The organism is Methylobacterium sp. GXF4, from assembly GCF_000272495.1.
In the GTDB taxonomy this organism is placed as follows: domain Bacteria; phylum Pseudomonadota; class Alphaproteobacteria; order Rhizobiales; family Beijerinckiaceae; genus Methylobacterium; species Methylobacterium brachiatum.
Genome location: NZ_AKFK01000076.1, coordinates 18,383 through 33,637, shown reverse-complemented (window position 1 = coordinate 33,637; position 15,255 = coordinate 18,383). Strand labels below are relative to the sequence as shown.

Sequence of the window (15,255 nt, the reverse complement as noted above, 5' to 3'; positions counted from 1 at the left end):
GCTCAAGTTACCAACCGATGAAAAAAGGCCGCAGGGGCTGGCGCGCCTTGCCGGGAGAGCGTGCCGGACCTACACCCCGGACTCATCATGACGACCTCCGCGCCCCCGGCCTTCCCGCACCGGCACCTCCTCGGCATCGAGGGGCTGACCCGGCCCGATATCGAGGCGCTGCTCGACGCGGCCGATGCCGCCGTCGACATCTCAAGGCAGGTCGAGAAGAAGCGCACGACGCTGCGGGGCCGCACGCAGATCAACCTGTTCTTCGAGCCCTCGACCCGGACGCAATCCTCGTTCGAGCTCGCCGGCAAACGGCTCGGCGCCGACGTGATGAACATGTCGGTGGCCTCGTCCTCGGTGAAGAAGGGCGAGACCCTGATCGACACCGCCGCGACCCTCAACGCGATGCGGCCGGACATCATCGTGGTGCGCCACGAATCGGCCGGTGCGGTCCACCTGCTCGCCCGCAAGGTCGATTGCGCGGTGGTCAATGCCGGCGACGGCGCCCACGAGCACCCGACCCAGGCGCTGCTCGACGCGCTGACGATCCGCCGCAACAAGGGCCGGATCGAGGGCCTTCAGGTGGCGATCTGCGGCGACGTCCTGCATTCGCGGGTGGCGCGCTCGAACATCATTCTGCTGCAGGCGATGGGCGCGCGCGTGCGCCTGATCGCGCCCTCGACCCTGCTGCCCGCCGGGATCGAGCGCTTCGGCGTCGAAACCTTCACGAATATGCGCAAGGGCCTGGAGGGCTGCGACATCGTCATGATGCTGCGCCTCCAGCGCGAGCGCATGAACGGCTCGTTCGTGCCCTCCGTGAAGGAGTATTTCCACTATTTCGGCCTGGACGGCGAGAAGCTGGCGCTCGCCAAGCCCGACGCCCTGGTGATGCATCCCGGCCCGATGAACCGCGGCGTCGAGATTTCTTCCGAGATCGCCGACGGCGCGCAGTCGCTGATCCGCGAGCAGGTCGAGATGGGGGTGGCGGTGCGCATGGCCGTGTTGGAGGCGCTGGCCCGGCACCTGCCGAACAGCTGAGCCCGCCGTCCGACTCGCTCGAAATCAAGCTTAAGTCGGACAAAGCCGGGACGCCTTCACCCGCGCGGCTTGCCCACAGGGCGGCCGTAGCGCAGTTTCCTGCCGAATACGGCCTCGGCCGAACCCGCAAGGCCGACCTCACATGCAGATCGCTTCATGACCGCCTACACGCTCGCCGACCTCGCCAAGCTCGTCGCGAGCCGCGCCGGGACCGATCCCGAGACCTCCTACACGGCCAAGCTGCTGTCCGAGGGGCCCGCCAAGGCGGCGAAGAAGCTCGGCGAGGAGGCCGTGGAGGCCGCCATCGCGGCGGTGCAGGGCGACAAGACTGGCCTGCGCAACGAGGCCGCGGACGTGCTCTACCACCTGGTCGTGCTGCTCCGGGCGGGCGGCGTCGAGCTCGACGCCGTCATGGCGGAGCTGGAGCGCCGCACCGCCCAGAGCGGGCTCGCCGAGAAGGCCGCGAGGCGCCCCGCGTGAACGCGGCCGCGCTGCCGGGCTCGGTCGAGGCGATCCTCGACGAATCGGATCGGCTCTCGCCCTATCGTCGCTTCAGCCGCGAGGAATGGGCACAGCTGCGCGCCGACACGCCGCTGACCCTCAAGGCCGAGGATATCGAGCGGCTGCAATCGATCAACGACCCGATCTCGGTCGAGGAGGTGGTGGCGATCTACCTGCCATTGTCGCGGCTGCTCTCGCTCTACGTTGCGGCCACGCAGGGGCTGTTCAAGGCGACCCAGCGCTTCCTGCTGGCCGAGCGCGAGACCAAAGCGCCCTACATCATCGGCCTGGCCGGCTCGGTGGCGGTGGGCAAGTCGACCACCGCGCGCATCCTGGCCGCCCTGCTCGCGCGCTGGCCCAACACCCCGAAGGTCGACCTCGTCACCACCGACGGCTTCCTGCTGCCCAATGCCGAGCTGGCCCAGCACGGCCTGATGGAGCGCAAGGGCTTCCCGGAGAGCTACGACACCGCCTCGCTGCTGCGCTTCCTCCACGACGTGAAGGCCGGCCACAAGCGGGTGACGGCGCCGCTCTACTCCCACCTGGTCTACGACCGGGTGCCCGGCGAGGAGCGGGTGGTGGAGAGCCCCGACATCCTGATCGTCGAGGGCCTGAACGTGCTCCAGCCCGCCCGCCTGCCGCGAGACGGCACCGCGATCCCGTTCGTCTCCGACTTCTTCGACTTCTCGATCTATCTCGACGGCCACGAGGACGACCTGCACCGCTGGTACGTCACCCGGTTCATGCGCCTGCGCCAGACCGCCTTCCGCGACCCGCGCTCCTACTTCCGCAAATACGCCGAGGTGCCCGAGCACGAAGCGCTCGACATTGCCGACCGGCTCTGGACCTCGATCAACCTGCCGAACCTGCGCGAGAACATTTTACCCACCCGCCAGCGCGCGAGCCTGATCCTGACCAAGGGCGCGAGCCACCGGATCGAGAGCGTGGCTTTGCGGCGGTTGTAACCGCTCACACGAACGGGAATTCGGCCTCCGCCAGGTAGGGTCCGCCCCCGGTCGATTCCTTCGCCGAGAACAGCGTCACCCGGTCGGCGGTGAAGGTCAGCGACGCGAAGGCCGGTCCTTGCGAGAGGTACATCGCCACCGCCTCCGGGCTGGCGTCGCGCCGCAGGCGAGCCAAAGTGACGTGCGGGGTGAATTTTCTGCGCTCCGGCTCGACGCCGGCCCGGCGCACCAGCCTCTCCTGCTCGGCCTGGAGGTCGATCAGGTCCGGGCTCGGCGCCACCGAGGCGTAGAGCGCCCGCGGCCGGTCGCCGCCGAAGATGCCGAGCCCGTCGAGCGTCACCATCAGGGTGGCGCGCAGGCGCATCTCGGCCAGCGCCTCGACCACGTCCTCGGCCACCGGGATCTCGACATCGCCGAGGAACCGCAGGGTGACGTGGTAATCGCCGGGCTCGATCCAGCGCGCACCCGGCAGGCCGCCCCGGAAAACCCGGAGCGCGTCCGCGATCTCGGGCGGCACGGCGAGCCCGGTGAACAGCCGCGGCATCAGCGCGACGCCCCCTGCCGGAGGCCCCCGAGAAAAGTCTCGACCGTGGGGAGGATCTGGGCCGCGATGGTCTCGACGCCCCGGGCATTCGGATGCAGCCCGTCATCGAGGTGCTGGGCGCGGTCGCCGATGATCCCGTCCAGGAAGAACGGGTACAGGATCAGGTCGTAGCGCTTGGCCAGCGTCGGGTAGATCGCGTCGAACCGCGCCTTGTAATCCGGCCCGAGATTGGGCGCGGCCTGCATGCCGGCCAGCAGCACCGGGATCCCGCGGGCCTTCAGCCGCTCGATGATCGCCGCGAGCGCCCCCTCGGTGACCTTCGGGTCGGTGCCGCGCAGCATGTCGTTGGCGCCGAGTTCCAGGATCACCCCGGCGGTCCCGTCCGGCACCGACCAGTCGACCCGGTCGAGCCCGCCCGTGGCGGTGTCGCCGGAGACGCCGGCATTGGCCACCGTCACATCCGCGCCCTTGGCCTTGAGCAGGCGCTCCAGCACGGTCGGGAAGGCGGCGTCCGACGGCAGGCGGTAGCCGGCCGTGAGGCTGTCGCCGAGCGCCACGAGCTTGATCGGGCCGGGTGATGCCGCGTGACTCTCTGTCATGAAAGGGAGCACCAGACCCGCTAGCGCTGCGACAAACAGGGCCGCCCGTCGGGCTCGGCGGGTGCCGTCATGGCGCGGCCCCAATGCGCCCCCCATATCGCGGTGCATCAACGGCCCGTGCAGCCAAGTTCGCAGCCAAGTTCGAAGCCAAGTCAGGACCTCGCGCGCCATGCTCGTCATCGCCCACAGATCGGCCGCCTCGTGAGCCACGACAAGGTGCTGCGCGAGCCGGCGATCGCGTTGTCCGACATCGATCTCAGCCTCGGCCGCGGCGCCGCGCGGGTCCACGTCCTGCGCGGCATCTCGCTCAGCGTCGATCGCGGCGAGGCGGTGGGGCTGGTCGGCCCCTCGGGCTCGGGCAAGTCGACCCTGCTGATGGTCATGGCCGGGCTGGAGCGGCCCGATTCCGGCGGCGTCGTGATCGAGGAGACCGACCTCGCCCGCCTCGACGAGGACGCGCTCGCCCGCTTCCGGGGCCGGCGCATCGGCATCGTGTTCCAGGCCTTCCACCTGGTCCCGACCATGACGGCCCTCGAGAATGTCGCGCTGCCGCTGGAACTCGCGGACCGGCCCGGCGCGCTGGAGCGGGCCCGCGCCGAGCTGGAGGCGGTCGGCCTCGGCCACCGGCTGCACCATTACCCGGCCCAGCTCTCGGGCGGCGAGCAGCAGCGCGTCGCCATCGCTCGGGCCGTCGCCCCCGATCCGGCGATCCTGGTGGCGGACGAGCCAACCGGCAATCTCGACGAGGCCACCGGCCGCCAGATCGTCGACCTGCTGTTCCGGCTCAAGCGCGACCGCGGCGCCACCCTCGTCCTCGTCACCCACGACAACGGCCTCGCGCGCCTGTGCGACCGCACCGTGCGCCTGCGCTCGGGCCGGATCGAGGAGGCGGTGACCGCCTGATGCACGGCACGATCCCGCGTCCCGAACCCGCGCCCCGGCGCATCCCGCTGACCCTGCGCCTCGCCCTCCGCGAGCTGCGCGCCGGCCTGTCCGGCTTCGGCGTGTTCCTGGCCTGCATCGCGCTGGGCGTCGCGGCGATCGCCGGCGTGGCCTCGATCTCGCGCTCGCTTTCCGACGGTCTCGGCCGGGAGGGGCGCCGGATCCTCGGCGGCGATCTCGCCTACAACCTCATCAACCGCGAGGCGACCGACCCGGAGCGGCAGGCTCTGGCCCGGGAGGGCCGGATCGACGCGGTGGCCTCCCTGCGGGCCATGGCGGTGGCGGGCAGCGGCGACGCCGCGCTGGTCGAGCTGAAGGCGGTCGACCCCGCGACCTACCCGGCGGCGGGCGAGCCCGTCACCGACCCGCCGGGCCGGCTCGTCGACCTTCTGGCGGAGCGCGACGGCGCGCCGGGCGCCCTGGCGGACCCGGCCCTGCTCACCCGCCTCGACGTGAAGGTCGGCGACCGGATCACCCTGGCCGGTCACCCGGTGACGATCCGCGGCACGCTCACGTCCGAGCCCGACAAGATCGCCGGCGGCATCGGCTTCGGCCCGCGGCTGCTAATCTCGGAGCCGGCGCTGCGGGCGACCGGCCTCGTCCAGCCGGGCAGCCTCAACCGCTGGAGCTACCGCATCGTCCTGCCCAAGGACGCCGCCCGGGATTCGGATATCGACGCCGCGCAGGCGCGGATCCGCGCCGCGACCCCGGAGGCGGGCTGGGAGATCCGGTCGCGTACCAACGCCGATCCCCGCTTCGCCAAGAGCATCGAGCGCTTCACCCAGTTCCTGACCCTGGTCGGTCTGACCGCGCTGATCGTCGGCGGGGTGGGCGTCGGCAACGCCGTCCACGCCTTCGTGGAGCGCAAGCGGCCGTCGATCGCCACGCTCAAGAGCGTCGGTGCGCCGGGCTCGCAGGTGGTCGCCATCTATCTCACCCAGGTGATGCTGATCGCCGGGATCGGCACGCTGATCGGGCTCGTGATCGGGGCGAGCCTGCCGTTCGTGCTGGACGCGCTGTTCTCCGCCGACCTGCCCCTGCCGCTGAACCCGACCCTCGCATCGCTCGAACTCGCGCTCGCCGCCGCCTACGGGCTGCTCACCGCCTTCGCGTTCGCGATCACGCCTCTGGGCCGCGCCCATGACGTGCCGGTCTCCGGCCTGTTCCGCGACACGGTCGACCCGGCCCGGGTCAGCCCGCGCTGGCGCTACCGGGTATGGCTAGCCCTGAGTCTGGCGGCGCTGGTCGGCCTGTCGGTCGCCACGGCCTTCGACCGGCGGGTGGCACTGATCTTCATCGCCGCCGCGGCGATCGCCTTCGCGCTGCTGCACGGGGTGGCGCTCGGCCTGATGGCGCTCGCCCGCCGCCTGCCGCATCCGCGCTGGCCGGCGCCCCGGATGGCGCTGGCCAATCTCCATCGGCCCGGCGCCCTGACCCCGGCCATCGTGCTGTCGCTGGGTCTCGGGGTGACGCTGCTGGTCACCCTCAGCCTGATCGACGCCAATGTCCGCCGGACGATCAGCGCGACGCTGCCGGCGCGGGCGCCGAACCTGTTCTTCCTCGACATCCCGTCCCGCGACGCGGCCGAGTTCCGGGCGTTCCTGGCGCGCTCGGCCCCCAACGGCAAGATCGAGGACGTGCCGATGATGCGCGGCCGGATCGTCGCCCTGAACGGCGTGCCGGCCAACAAGATCCGGCCCCCGGAGGATGCCGCCTGGGTCCTCGACGGCGACCGGGGCATCACCTACGCCGACACCGTGCCGGAGGGCTCGACCCTCACCGAAGGCGCCTGGTGGAGCGCCGAGCAGGGCGCCAAGCCCCTGGTCTCGTTCGAGGCGGAGCTCGCGCGCCAGCTCGGGCTCAAGGTCGGCGACAGCGTCACCGTCAACGTGCTCGGCCGCGACCTGACCGCGACGATCTTCAACCTGCGCCGGGTCGAGTGGCGCAATCTCGGCATCAACTTCGTGATGGTGTTCTCGCCCGGCACCTTCCGCGGCGCGCCGCATTCGGACCTCGCCACCCTGTCGCTTCCGGGGGGCACCGATGCAGGGGCCGAGAACCACATCCTGCGCGACGTCGCCAAGGCGTTTCCGTCGGTGAGCGCCGTGCGGGTGAAGGACGCGCTCGACGCGATCGGCGACCTCGTCGGACGCCTGGTCCTGGCGATCCGCGGGGCCAGCGCGGTGGCGGTGCTGGCGAGCCTGTTCGTGCTAGCGGGCGCCATCGCGGCGGGCCATCGGGCCCGCCTCTACGACGCCGTGGTGCTCAAGGTGCTCGGCGCCAGCCGGGCCCGGCTGCTCACCGCCTACGCCATCGAATACGCGGCGCTCGGGCTCGCCACCGCCCTGTTCGGCCTCGCCGCCGGCAGCGTCGCCGGCTGGGTCATCGTCGCGAAGGTCATGCATCTCGACTTCCGCCTCGACCTGTGGGGCGCGCTGGTCGCCGCCACGGCCGCGGTGGCACTGGCGATCCTTCTCGGCCTGGCCGGCACCTGGCGCATCCTCGGCCAGAAGCCGGCGCCCTATCTTCGGCAGATCTAGGAGCCGGTTTTCGTGGCCGGCCAGCCGGTCGCGGCGGGTGGTTAAGACTTCACCGCGAGTCATCGAAACGGTGTGACCCGGGCAACCGTCAGTCGAACCGACGATCGTGATCACGGGAATCCATTTTAATCCCTGCGATCATGGACAAAAATACATCGTCCGGGACCTGAAAAGCGGCCCGGCAACCGTGGCCGGGGACTTGTGCGGGGGACGGCCGCGCAACATATTCCTGTCCGAGGCGCCAGCCTGGCGCCAGAGGTCCTGCGTGGGCCTCGCCCGAAACACCACGCTGAGAGAGCCTCCGCAAGGAAACTCCCATGGCATTCGAGAACTCTCCCTTCCGGTACGGCGCCCAGCAGCCGTCCGGCTACGCTGGCGCGGGCAGCCAGGTCCAGGTCGATCAGGGCCTGCGGACCTTCATGCTCGGCGTCTACAACAACATGGTCGTCGGGCTCGGGATCTCCGGTCTCGTTGCCCTCGGCCTGAACATGGCGTCGGTCGCGGCCTACCAGGGTACGCGCCCGATCCTGACCCCCTTCGGTCAGACCCTCTACAACAGCCCGCTCAAGTGGGTCCTGATGCTCGCTCCGCTCGCGTTCATCTTCGTCTTCTCGATGCGGATGGACCGGATGTCGGCCTCGTCGGCCCGGACGATGTTCTGGGCCTTCGCGGCGGTGATGGGCGCCTCGATGTCCTCGCTTCTCCTGGTCTTCACCGGGGCGAGCGTGATCCAGGTGTTCTTCATCACGGCGGCGGCCTTCGGCTCGCTGAGCCTGTATGGCTACACGACCCAGCGTAGCCTGTCGGGCATGGGCTCGTTCCTGATGATGGGCCTGATCGGCATCATCCTGGCGTCGCTCGTGAACATCTTCTTCGCGTCGTCGGCCCTGCAGTTCGCCATCTCGGTGCTCGGCGTGCTGATCTTCGCGGGCCTCACAGCCTACGACACGCAGAAGCTCAAGGAGATGTATCTCTACGGCGGCTTCGACGGCGAGATGGCGGCCAAGATGTCGGTGAACGGCGCCCTGACCCTCTATCTCGACTTCATCAACATGTTCCAGTTCCTGCTGAGCCTGATGGGCGACCGCCGCTAGGCCCTGATAGAGACCGGACTTGATCGGAAGCCCCGGCGGGAAACCGCCGGGGTTTCTTTTTATCTGTACTGCCAGTGGCCAGCCGCTAACGTGCCGGCATGCTGTCGATCTCCGGCCTCTCCGCCTTCCCGATCACCCCCAGCGACGCCGAGGGCCGCGTCGATGAAACGGGCCTGCGCCGGCTTTTAGAGCGGCTCGCGGAGGCGCAGGTCGATTCGGTCGGGCTGCTCGGCAGCACCGGCACCTACGCCTACCTGTCCCGGGACGAGCGCCGCCGCGCCGTGACCATCGCTGCCGAGGTGGTCGGCGGCCGGGTGCCGATCCTGGTCGGAATCGGGGCTCTGCGCACCGACGAGGCGATCCGCTTGGCCCGGGACGCCCGGGCAGCCGGCGCCGATGCCGGGCTGCTGGCCCCGGTCTCCTACACGCCGCTCACCGACGACGAGGTGTTCCGGCATTTCGAGGCCGTGGCAGGCGAGGGCGGCCTGCCTCTGGTGATCTACGACAACCCGGCGACCACGCATTTCCGTTTCTCCCCGGACCTGATCGGCCGGATCGCGCGCCTGCCCGGTGTCGTGGCGGCCAAATGTCCCGCGCCGGCGCCGGAGGCTACCGTGGCCGGGGTTTCGGCTCTCACGGACGCGGTTCCCGCCGGTTTTCCCCTCGGGGTCAGCGGCGACTGGAATGCGACCGCGGCTCTGATTGCCGGGGGCACGGCCTGGTTCAGCGTGGCGGGCGGCCTGTTCCCGAAGACGTGCCTGGCGATCACGCGCGCGGTCCAGGCCGGCGACATCGCGCAGGCCCGGACGCTGAACGCGGAACTCGCACCGCTCTGGACACTGTTCCAGACCCATTCGAGCCTGCGGGTGGCCTATGCGCTCGCCGAGTCCCTCGGCCTGTGCCGGGCCGAGCCGCCGCGGCCGATCCTGCCGCTGGCGCCCGCGATCCGGGACGAGATCGTCGCCACCGTCCGGACCTTGAACCTCGCCTGAGACCTCAGACGGCGCGCGGCGGCGGCTCTAGCACGGCGAGGACCCGGGCCAGCTCGGTCCCGCGCTTCATCACCAGGCCGCTGGCGGCGATGACCGCGTAGGCGCCCTGGCGGCGGGCGAGCTTCGGATCCTTCTCGATCCGGTAGAGCGGCATCTCGGAGCTGCGGCGGTAGATCGAGAACACCGCCTTGTCCCGGCGGAAATCCATCGCGTAGTCGCGCCACTCGCCGGCGGCGACCTGCCGGCCGTAGAGGTTGAAGATCGTGCGCAGCTCGTCCCGGTTGAAGGCGATCTGCGGGGGTTCCGCACGGGCGGGAAACGGAATGACATGGCCCGCCGCATCGTCGGGCCGCGACCCCGCGCTCGTCCGCTCCGTCATCATCACTCCGTGGCGCTCATGCTTTGCCGGATGATGGCCCCCGCCGCCGCGCCCCGCAAGGGTGGTCGCGGCGGGTCTCCGTGTCGCGTGAGACACAGGCCAGCGGCAAAAAACACGGTTCCGCCCGATTTGTGCCTTTTGCGAGCCGCGTTGCGGCGGCACAACAATCGCTGAACCTCGCCGGGTTTTGCCCGGCCGGCGACCGTAACCCAGCTCCCCAGCCTTCGGTCACCGGTCGAGATCCCAGGATTCGGCACTCCGAGGTTTCGAGACCCAATGACTTCAGGCCGCCCCTCCGGGCGGCCTTTTTTATGATTCTCCCGGCCGCCGGACCGGATGGCCGTCTTTCCGTCTCCCGTTGACCGCGGGATACAGGTATGGCGAGCCGCATCATGGGTCCGCCCGCCTTCGACGACGCCTTCATCCAGACTCTCGACACGCTGTTCGCGTGGCGCCGCGACGTGCGCCGCTTCCGGCCGGACGCGGTCGATCCGGATCATCTGCGCGCCTGCCTGGCCGCGGCCCATCGGGCGCCCTCGGTGGGCAACAGCCGGCCCTGGCGCTTCGTCCGCGTGTCGGACCCGGCCCGGCGCGCCGCCGTCGCGCAGGACTTCTCCCGCTGCAACGCCGCCGCCGCCACGGTTTACGACGCCGCGCGGGCGGCGCGCTACCGAACGCTCAAGCTCGCCGGGCTGAACGAGGCGCCGGAGCACCTCGCGGTGTTCTGCGACGATTCCACCGAGACCGGCCTCGGTCTCGGCCGGGCCAGCATGCCGGAGACCCTGGCCTATTCGGTGGTCGGGGCGGTGCAGTGCTTCTGGCTGGCGGCGCGGGCGCGCGGGCTCGGCGTCGGCTGGGTCTCGATCCTGGAGCCCGCTTGCGTCACCGAGATCCTGGCCGTGCCGGCGACCTGGCGGCTCGTCGCCTATCTCTGCGTCGGCCACCCGGTCGAGGAGCATCTCGACCCGGAACTGGAGCGGCACGGCTGGCAGGTCGAAGACCCGCGCGGCGCAGCGTTGATCGAGCGCTGATCCGTCGAGATCCCGGATTTACGCTACTCCTTTACCCTCCCCAAGACTTCCCGGGATCAACGCCACATCAACCATAGCTTTTCGTGGAACGGCAAGCTCGGCCGTGGATTACTGGCCCGCATGATCTCTTGCTTGTCGAGGAAGTCGGTGATGTCGGGTCGGGTGGCGGCTTTATTCGGGATGGCCGGCGCGATGCTGGCGGGGTGCTTCGGGACGGCACAGGCCCGGGAGGTGGTGCCGTTCCAGAACGGCGTCGCACCGGGCTCGGTGGTGATCAGCGTGTCCCAGCGCAAGCTCTACCTGGTGAACGGCGACGGCACCGCGATCCGCTATCCCGTGGCGGTGGGCCGGCCCGGCAAGCAATGGTTCGGCACGGCGTCCATCGACGGCAAGTACGTCGCCCCGGCCTGGTCGCCGCCGGCCGAGGTGAAGCGCGACAACCCGCGGCTGCCGAACCTCATCGCCGGCGGCTCGCCGAACAACCCGATGGGCGCCGCCGCCATGACGCTGGCCGGCGGCGAATACGCCATCCACGGCACCAACCGGCCGAGCTCGGTCGGCACCTACGCCTCCTACGGCTGCATCCGCATGTACAATCAGGACGTGGTCGATCTCTACGCCCGGGTCGATGTCGGCGCCCAGGTCTACGTGACCCAGTGAGGATCGGAGCAACGGCGTGATCAGGTCGCCGTGGTGACATGGCGCGCCACGGCTTCCACGAGAGCCTCCACACCGTCGAGATGGCGTTCGAGGTCCGCCTTAGAGGGTAGCGGCTCGGCCGCGAGGCGATCATCCGTGGGTTAATGAAAGGCGGTCGCCCACGGCGTCAGACCCGCGAGTTGCCTCGCCTGTTCATGGAACGAATTGGCGATCGGTATCAGCCTGGTCGGAGCGTCGAGATCAGGGCCGGCCCCACGGCCGCGCGGATACCGAATGCCCTCCGCCACAAGACCGCTTAGGTGGCCTTCCCGACGGCCTGATGGACGTGGAACGCGGCATCCTCAAGTTCGGGCGGATCGAGCAGCAGGCGTCGCGCCGAGCGCGTTGACGTCGCGACGGGTGGCCTCGAATACGCTCCTGCGCATCGGCACACCTGGATCGACGCGCCGAGGTCGCGCACGGCCTCCCACAGGAAGCCCGGCGTATAGCGGCCCGGCGCGATTTCGTCGTTCAGCAGGACGCACAGATCCCAGTCGCTATCCGCGTCGTGGTCCCCGCGCGCCCGGCTTCCGAACAGGATCACGCGCTCGCCGCGGCGAGCGGCGTCGACAGCCTGTCCCGGGCAAGGGCGTGGCTCATGACGCGTGATGTACAACATGCCGCACCGATGCGCAGGCGCGCGCCGACGCCCGAGCCGCGGCGCGCGCAGATCGGGCGGCCGCTGCGCCCTACTTGGCCGGCGGCGCAGTCGCCTCCACGGCCGTGAAGGTCTCCAAAATCCGATAGGTGTGCTCCGCGCCGGCCGGCACACAGTAGGAATCGCCCGCCGCAAGCGCGACCGTCTCGCCGCCGACCGCCAGCTCGGCCCGGCCGCTGATGACGTAGCCCACGGTCTCGTGCGGCGAGGACGTCATCGGCTTGTCGGCGTTCGGCTCCTCGGCCCGCCACATCCGCATCCCGAGCCGCTCGCCGCGGGCGAGCGCGATCTCGCCATGCGGTCCCGCGGCCGCGCCGTGAGCCGATACCTTCGTCGCCATCTGAGCCTCCTGGTGATGAACGAGCCCAACGGCGCCCGCCGCGCGACGTTCCGCGCCCGGTGTCGCGGCCACAGCCCGGACCGCCGCTTGACGGCCTGCGGCTCGCCGCAACAGGATGTCGCACCGGTCCAAACAGGCGCCCGACAGAGGCGTGGGCCGGCACGACACCCGGGATCCGGCGCGTCGGCGAACCAACCGGAGGGAACGCGCCATGCAGATCAAGGCGGCGATCGACAGGATTCCCGGCGGCCTGATGCTGGTCCCACTCCTGCTCGGCGCCCTGTGCAAGACGTTCACGCCGGGTGCCCCGGCCTATTTCAAGGGCTTCACGCAGGGCATCATGACCGGCGTGATCCCGATCCTGGCGGTCTGGTTCTTCTGCATGGGCGCGTCGGTCAGCCTGAAGGCCACCGGCACGGTCCTGCGCAAATCCGGCACCCTGGTGGTGACCAAGCTGCTCTCCGCCTGGGTGATCGTGCTGGTCGCGTCGCTGTTCATCCCGCCCGAGGGCATCCAGACCGGGTTCTTCGCGGGCCTGTCGATCCTCGCGATCGTGTGCGCGATGGATATGACCAATGGCGGCCTCTACGCCTCGCTGATGCAGACCTACGGCAGCCGCGAGGAGGCCGGCGCCTTCATCCTGACCTCGATCGAGTCCGGGCCGCTGATGAGCATGATCATCCTCGGCGCCTCCGGAGCGGCGCATTTCGAGCCGCAGATCTTCATCGGCGCGGTGCTGCCGTTCCTCGTCGGCTTCCTGCTGGGCAATCTCGACCCGAAGCTGCGCGCCTTCTTCGCGCCGGGCAGCCAGCTGATGATCCCGTTCTTCGCCTTCGCGCTCGGCAACACGGTCGATCTCAACAACCTGCTCTCGCCGCTGGCCGGGCTCGGGATCGTCCTGGCGCTGGCCGTCATCGTGCTCACCGGCATCCCGCTGATCCTGGCCGACAAGGCCATCGGCGGCGGCACCGGGACGGCGGGGCTCGCGGCCTCGTCCACGGCGGGCGCGGCCGCCGCCAACCCGCTGGCGATCGCGGCCGTGGCACCGCAATTCGCTCCGGTGGCGCAGACCGCCACCGTGCTGGTGACGATCTGCATCATCGTCACCTCGATCCTCGTGCCGATCCTGACCGGGCTCTGGTACCGACGGTTCGGGGCGGGGGCCGCGGAGGCCCGGCCCGAACCGTCGCCGGTGGTCTATGGCGGCGTCGCGGCCGAGTAGGGCAGCTGGCGGCCTCAGAAATCGACCGCGAGACCCTTCACTTCCCAATCCTGGTAGCGGACCGGCTCCAGGCCGCCGCGACCCAGGCGCTCCGGGGTCGCGCGGATCTCGGCCGCGCGGGCGTCGATCGCGGCGCGGCGCTCGGCCGCCTCGGCCAGCGCGCGCTCCGCCGCGGGGCTGAGCGTGCGCGGGGTGGCCGCGTCTTCGGTCACGTCATGTCCGTTCGGGTCTTGCATCGCGGTCGCTCGGGTGTGAGGGCGTGAGTCTGAAGGCAATCGGGTCAGGAGTAGAAGTGGCATCGCGGGACACAGGTCGCAACACGCGGGGCGAGACATCGACGGGCACGAGCGCGCCCGACACGGCGGGCCTCGGCGCGCGCCGGGCCGCCCTGCAGGCGGTGGCCGAGATTATCGGCCAGGAGCGCCCCCCGGCCCTGGAGGAGACGCTGGCGTTGGCGATCCGGGCGGAGACCCTGAGCCCGGCCGACGCGGCCCTGGCCCGAGCCATCGCGGTGGCGACCTTCCGGCGCTACGGGCTGATCCGCGCCGCCCTGGCGGCCCGGCTGGAGCGCGGCCTGCCGGTCGAGAAGCCGCGGCTCACGGCGCTGCTCGCCACCGCCACCGCTCAGATCCTCGACCTCGCGGTCCCCGATCATGCCGCCGTCGATTGCGCCGTGCGGCTCGCCAAGGGGGACAATCGCACCACCCATCTCGCCGGACTGGTCAACGCGGTCCTGCGCCGGGTCGCCCGGGAGCGCGACGCGATCCTGGCGGATTCCGCCGACGCGCTCGCCGTCAACACGCCCGATTGGCTCGCCCGCCGCTGGGCCGCGGCCTACGGGCCGGAGCGGGCTGCCGCCATCGCGCGGGCGCATCTCACGGGCGCGGCGATCGACCTGACCCCGCGCGGGGACGCCGCCGCCTGGGTCGAGCCGCTCGGCGCGGTGCGGCTGCCGACCGGCTCCCTGCGGCTACCGGAGAACGGCCCGGCAATCCCCGACCTGCCGGGATTCCAGGAGGGCGCCTGGTGGGTGCAGGACGCCGCCGCGGCGATCCCGGCCCGGTTGCTCGCCCCGCAGCCCGGCACCCGCGTCCTCGACCTCTGCGCCGCCCCCGGCGGCAAGACGATGCAGCTCGCCGCCACCGGCGCACAGGTCACGGCCGTCGATCGCTCGGCGCCCCGGCTGGAGCGCCTGCGCGAGAACGTCGCCCGGCTCGGCCTCGACGTCACCGTCGCGGTGGCCGATGCCCTGGCCCTGGAGGCGCAGGACCACGACGCCGTGCTGCTCGACGCGCCGTGCTCGGCCACCGGCACGATCCGGCGCCATCCGGACGTGGCCTGGACCAAGTCGGAGGCCGACATCGCCCGGCTGGCGACGCTCCAGGCCAAGCTCCTCGACCACGCGGCCGGGCTGGTGCGTCCGGGCGGACGGCTCGTCTACTGCACCTGCTCGCTGGAACCCGAGGAGGGCGAGGCCCAGATCGCAGCCTTCCTGGCCCGCGACGCCCGATACCGGCGTGTGCCGGTCCAGCCGGAGGAGGTCGGCGGCGCGGCCGAGATGATCGACGGTAACGGCGACCTGCGCACCCTGCCGTGCCACCTGCCGGACGTCCCGGGCGCCCGCGGCGGCCTGGACGGCTTCTTCGCGAGCCGGCTCGAACGCGTGGGGTGAGGCGGGCCGGCCATTTGGAAAGTCGAGGGGCGTTACCGAAAC

General features: G+C 70.8%; 17 protein-coding genes. 11 read left to right on the top strand and 6 right to left on the bottom strand.

The features are described 5' to 3' along the window. The first annotated feature begins 87 nt into the window (after positions 1-87). The 3 genes from WYO_RS20815 (at position 88) to coaA (ending at position 2,501) form a co-directional block, all read left to right on the top strand. Entirely contained in the window at positions 88-1,035 is a 948-nt protein-coding gene (locus WYO_RS20815; protein WP_007566162.1) for an aspartate carbamoyltransferase catalytic subunit, read from the top strand. Positions 1,036-1,191: 156 nt separating this feature from the next. Then, entirely contained in the window at positions 1,192-1,515 is a 324-nt protein-coding gene (locus tag WYO_RS20810; RefSeq protein WP_007566161.1) for a phosphoribosyl-ATP diphosphatase, read from the top strand. Next, positions 1,512-2,501 (top strand): type I pantothenate kinase, encoded by a 990-nt coding sequence (gene coaA, locus WYO_RS20805; RefSeq protein ID WP_007566159.1) that lies wholly within the window; start codon positions 1,512-1,514, stop codon positions 2,499-2,501. The genes WYO_RS20810 and coaA overlap by 4 nt, the downstream gene beginning before the upstream one ends. A 4-nt stretch (positions 2,502-2,505) precedes the next feature. Here the strand turns inward: coaA and thpR are convergent, their stop codons facing one another. Then, a complete protein-coding gene (thpR, locus tag WYO_RS20800; RefSeq protein WP_007566156.1) occupies positions 2,506-3,045 on the bottom strand; it encodes an RNA 2',3'-cyclic phosphodiesterase in 540 nt (179 codons plus the stop codon). Beyond that, entirely contained in the window at positions 3,045-3,644 is a 600-nt protein-coding gene (locus WYO_RS20795; protein WP_007566155.1) for an arylesterase, read from the bottom strand. The genes thpR and WYO_RS20795 overlap by 1 nt, the downstream gene beginning before the upstream one ends. A gap of 219 nt (positions 3,645-3,863) precedes the next feature. Here WYO_RS20795 and WYO_RS20790 point away from each other — a divergent pair, with 219 nt between their 5' ends. The 4 genes from WYO_RS20790 to WYO_RS20775 all read left to right on the top strand — a co-directional run bounded on the left by WYO_RS20790 (position 3,864) and on the right by WYO_RS20775 (position 9,212). Next, complete coding sequence (locus tag WYO_RS20790) at positions 3,864-4,547, top strand: ABC transporter ATP-binding protein (RefSeq protein ID WP_085985813.1); 684 nt, start codon at positions 3,864-3,866, stop codon at positions 4,545-4,547. Further along, positions 4,547-7,126: an FtsX-like permease family protein gene (locus WYO_RS20785; protein ID WP_007566151.1), complete on the top strand. Its 2,580-nt coding sequence runs from the start codon at positions 4,547-4,549 to the stop codon at positions 7,124-7,126. Before WYO_RS20790 ends, WYO_RS20785 begins: the two co-directional genes overlap by 1 nt. A 317-nt stretch (positions 7,127-7,443) precedes the next feature. Continuing rightward, positions 7,444-8,220, top strand: coding sequence for a Bax inhibitor-1/YccA family protein (locus WYO_RS20780; protein WP_007566149.1), 777 nt, complete (start codon positions 7,444-7,446; stop codon positions 8,218-8,220). A 98-nt stretch (positions 8,221-8,318) separates the two neighbouring features. Continuing rightward, a complete protein-coding gene (locus WYO_RS20775; RefSeq protein ID WP_007566147.1) occupies positions 8,319-9,212 on the top strand; it encodes a dihydrodipicolinate synthase family protein in 894 nt (297 codons plus the stop codon). Between the two features lie 4 nt (positions 9,213-9,216). Here the strand turns inward: WYO_RS20775 and WYO_RS20770 are convergent, their stop codons facing one another. Next, on the bottom strand, positions 9,217-9,591 hold the full coding sequence (locus tag WYO_RS20770) for a DUF2794 domain-containing protein (RefSeq protein WP_007566144.1): 375 nt from the start codon (positions 9,589-9,591) through the stop codon (positions 9,217-9,219). A 392-nt stretch (positions 9,592-9,983) separates the two neighbouring features. On the opposite strand from WYO_RS20770, the gene bluB reads away from it, so the two are divergent. Together bluB and WYO_RS20760 are read left to right on the top strand one after the other, a co-directional pair. Further along, on the top strand, positions 9,984-10,622 hold the full coding sequence (gene bluB / locus WYO_RS20765; protein WP_039903586.1) for a 5,6-dimethylbenzimidazole synthase: 639 nt from the start codon (positions 9,984-9,986) through the stop codon (positions 10,620-10,622). 150 nt (positions 10,623-10,772) lie between these two features. Further along, positions 10,773-11,282 (top strand): L,D-transpeptidase, encoded by a 510-nt coding sequence (locus tag WYO_RS20760; RefSeq protein WP_007566141.1) that lies wholly within the window; start codon positions 10,773-10,775, stop codon positions 11,280-11,282. Between the two features lie 295 nt (positions 11,283-11,577). Here the strand turns inward: WYO_RS20760 and WYO_RS29090 are convergent, their stop codons facing one another. Together WYO_RS29090 and WYO_RS20750 are read right to left on the bottom strand one after the other, a co-directional pair. Continuing rightward, on the bottom strand, positions 11,578-11,865 hold the full coding sequence (locus WYO_RS29090) for a nucleotidyltransferase domain-containing protein (RefSeq protein ID WP_007566139.1): 288 nt from the start codon (positions 11,863-11,865) through the stop codon (positions 11,578-11,580). A 145-nt stretch (positions 11,866-12,010) separates the two neighbouring features. Next, complete coding sequence (locus WYO_RS20750) at positions 12,011-12,319, bottom strand: cupin domain-containing protein (RefSeq protein WP_007566137.1); 309 nt, start codon at positions 12,317-12,319, stop codon at positions 12,011-12,013. A 211-nt stretch (positions 12,320-12,530) separates the two neighbouring features. Between WYO_RS20750 and WYO_RS20745 the strand changes: the two genes are divergently transcribed. Further along, the gene (locus tag WYO_RS20745) at positions 12,531-13,541 is read left to right on the top strand and encodes a 2-keto-3-deoxygluconate permease (RefSeq protein ID WP_007566135.1); all 1,011 of its coding nucleotides are present in this window, start codon (positions 12,531-12,533) and stop codon (positions 13,539-13,541) included. 14 nt (positions 13,542-13,555) lie between these two features. Here the strand turns inward: WYO_RS20745 and WYO_RS20740 are convergent, their stop codons facing one another. Next, entirely contained in the window at positions 13,556-13,777 is a 222-nt protein-coding gene (locus WYO_RS20740) for a DUF1674 domain-containing protein (RefSeq protein ID WP_007566133.1), read from the bottom strand. Between the two features lie 56 nt (positions 13,778-13,833). Between WYO_RS20740 and WYO_RS20735 the strand changes: the two genes are divergently transcribed. Next, on the top strand, positions 13,834-15,213 hold the full coding sequence (locus WYO_RS20735; RefSeq protein ID WP_007566131.1) for an RsmB/NOP family class I SAM-dependent RNA methyltransferase: 1,380 nt from the start codon (positions 13,834-13,836) through the stop codon (positions 15,211-15,213). Positions 15,214-15,255 lie beyond the last annotated feature (42 nt).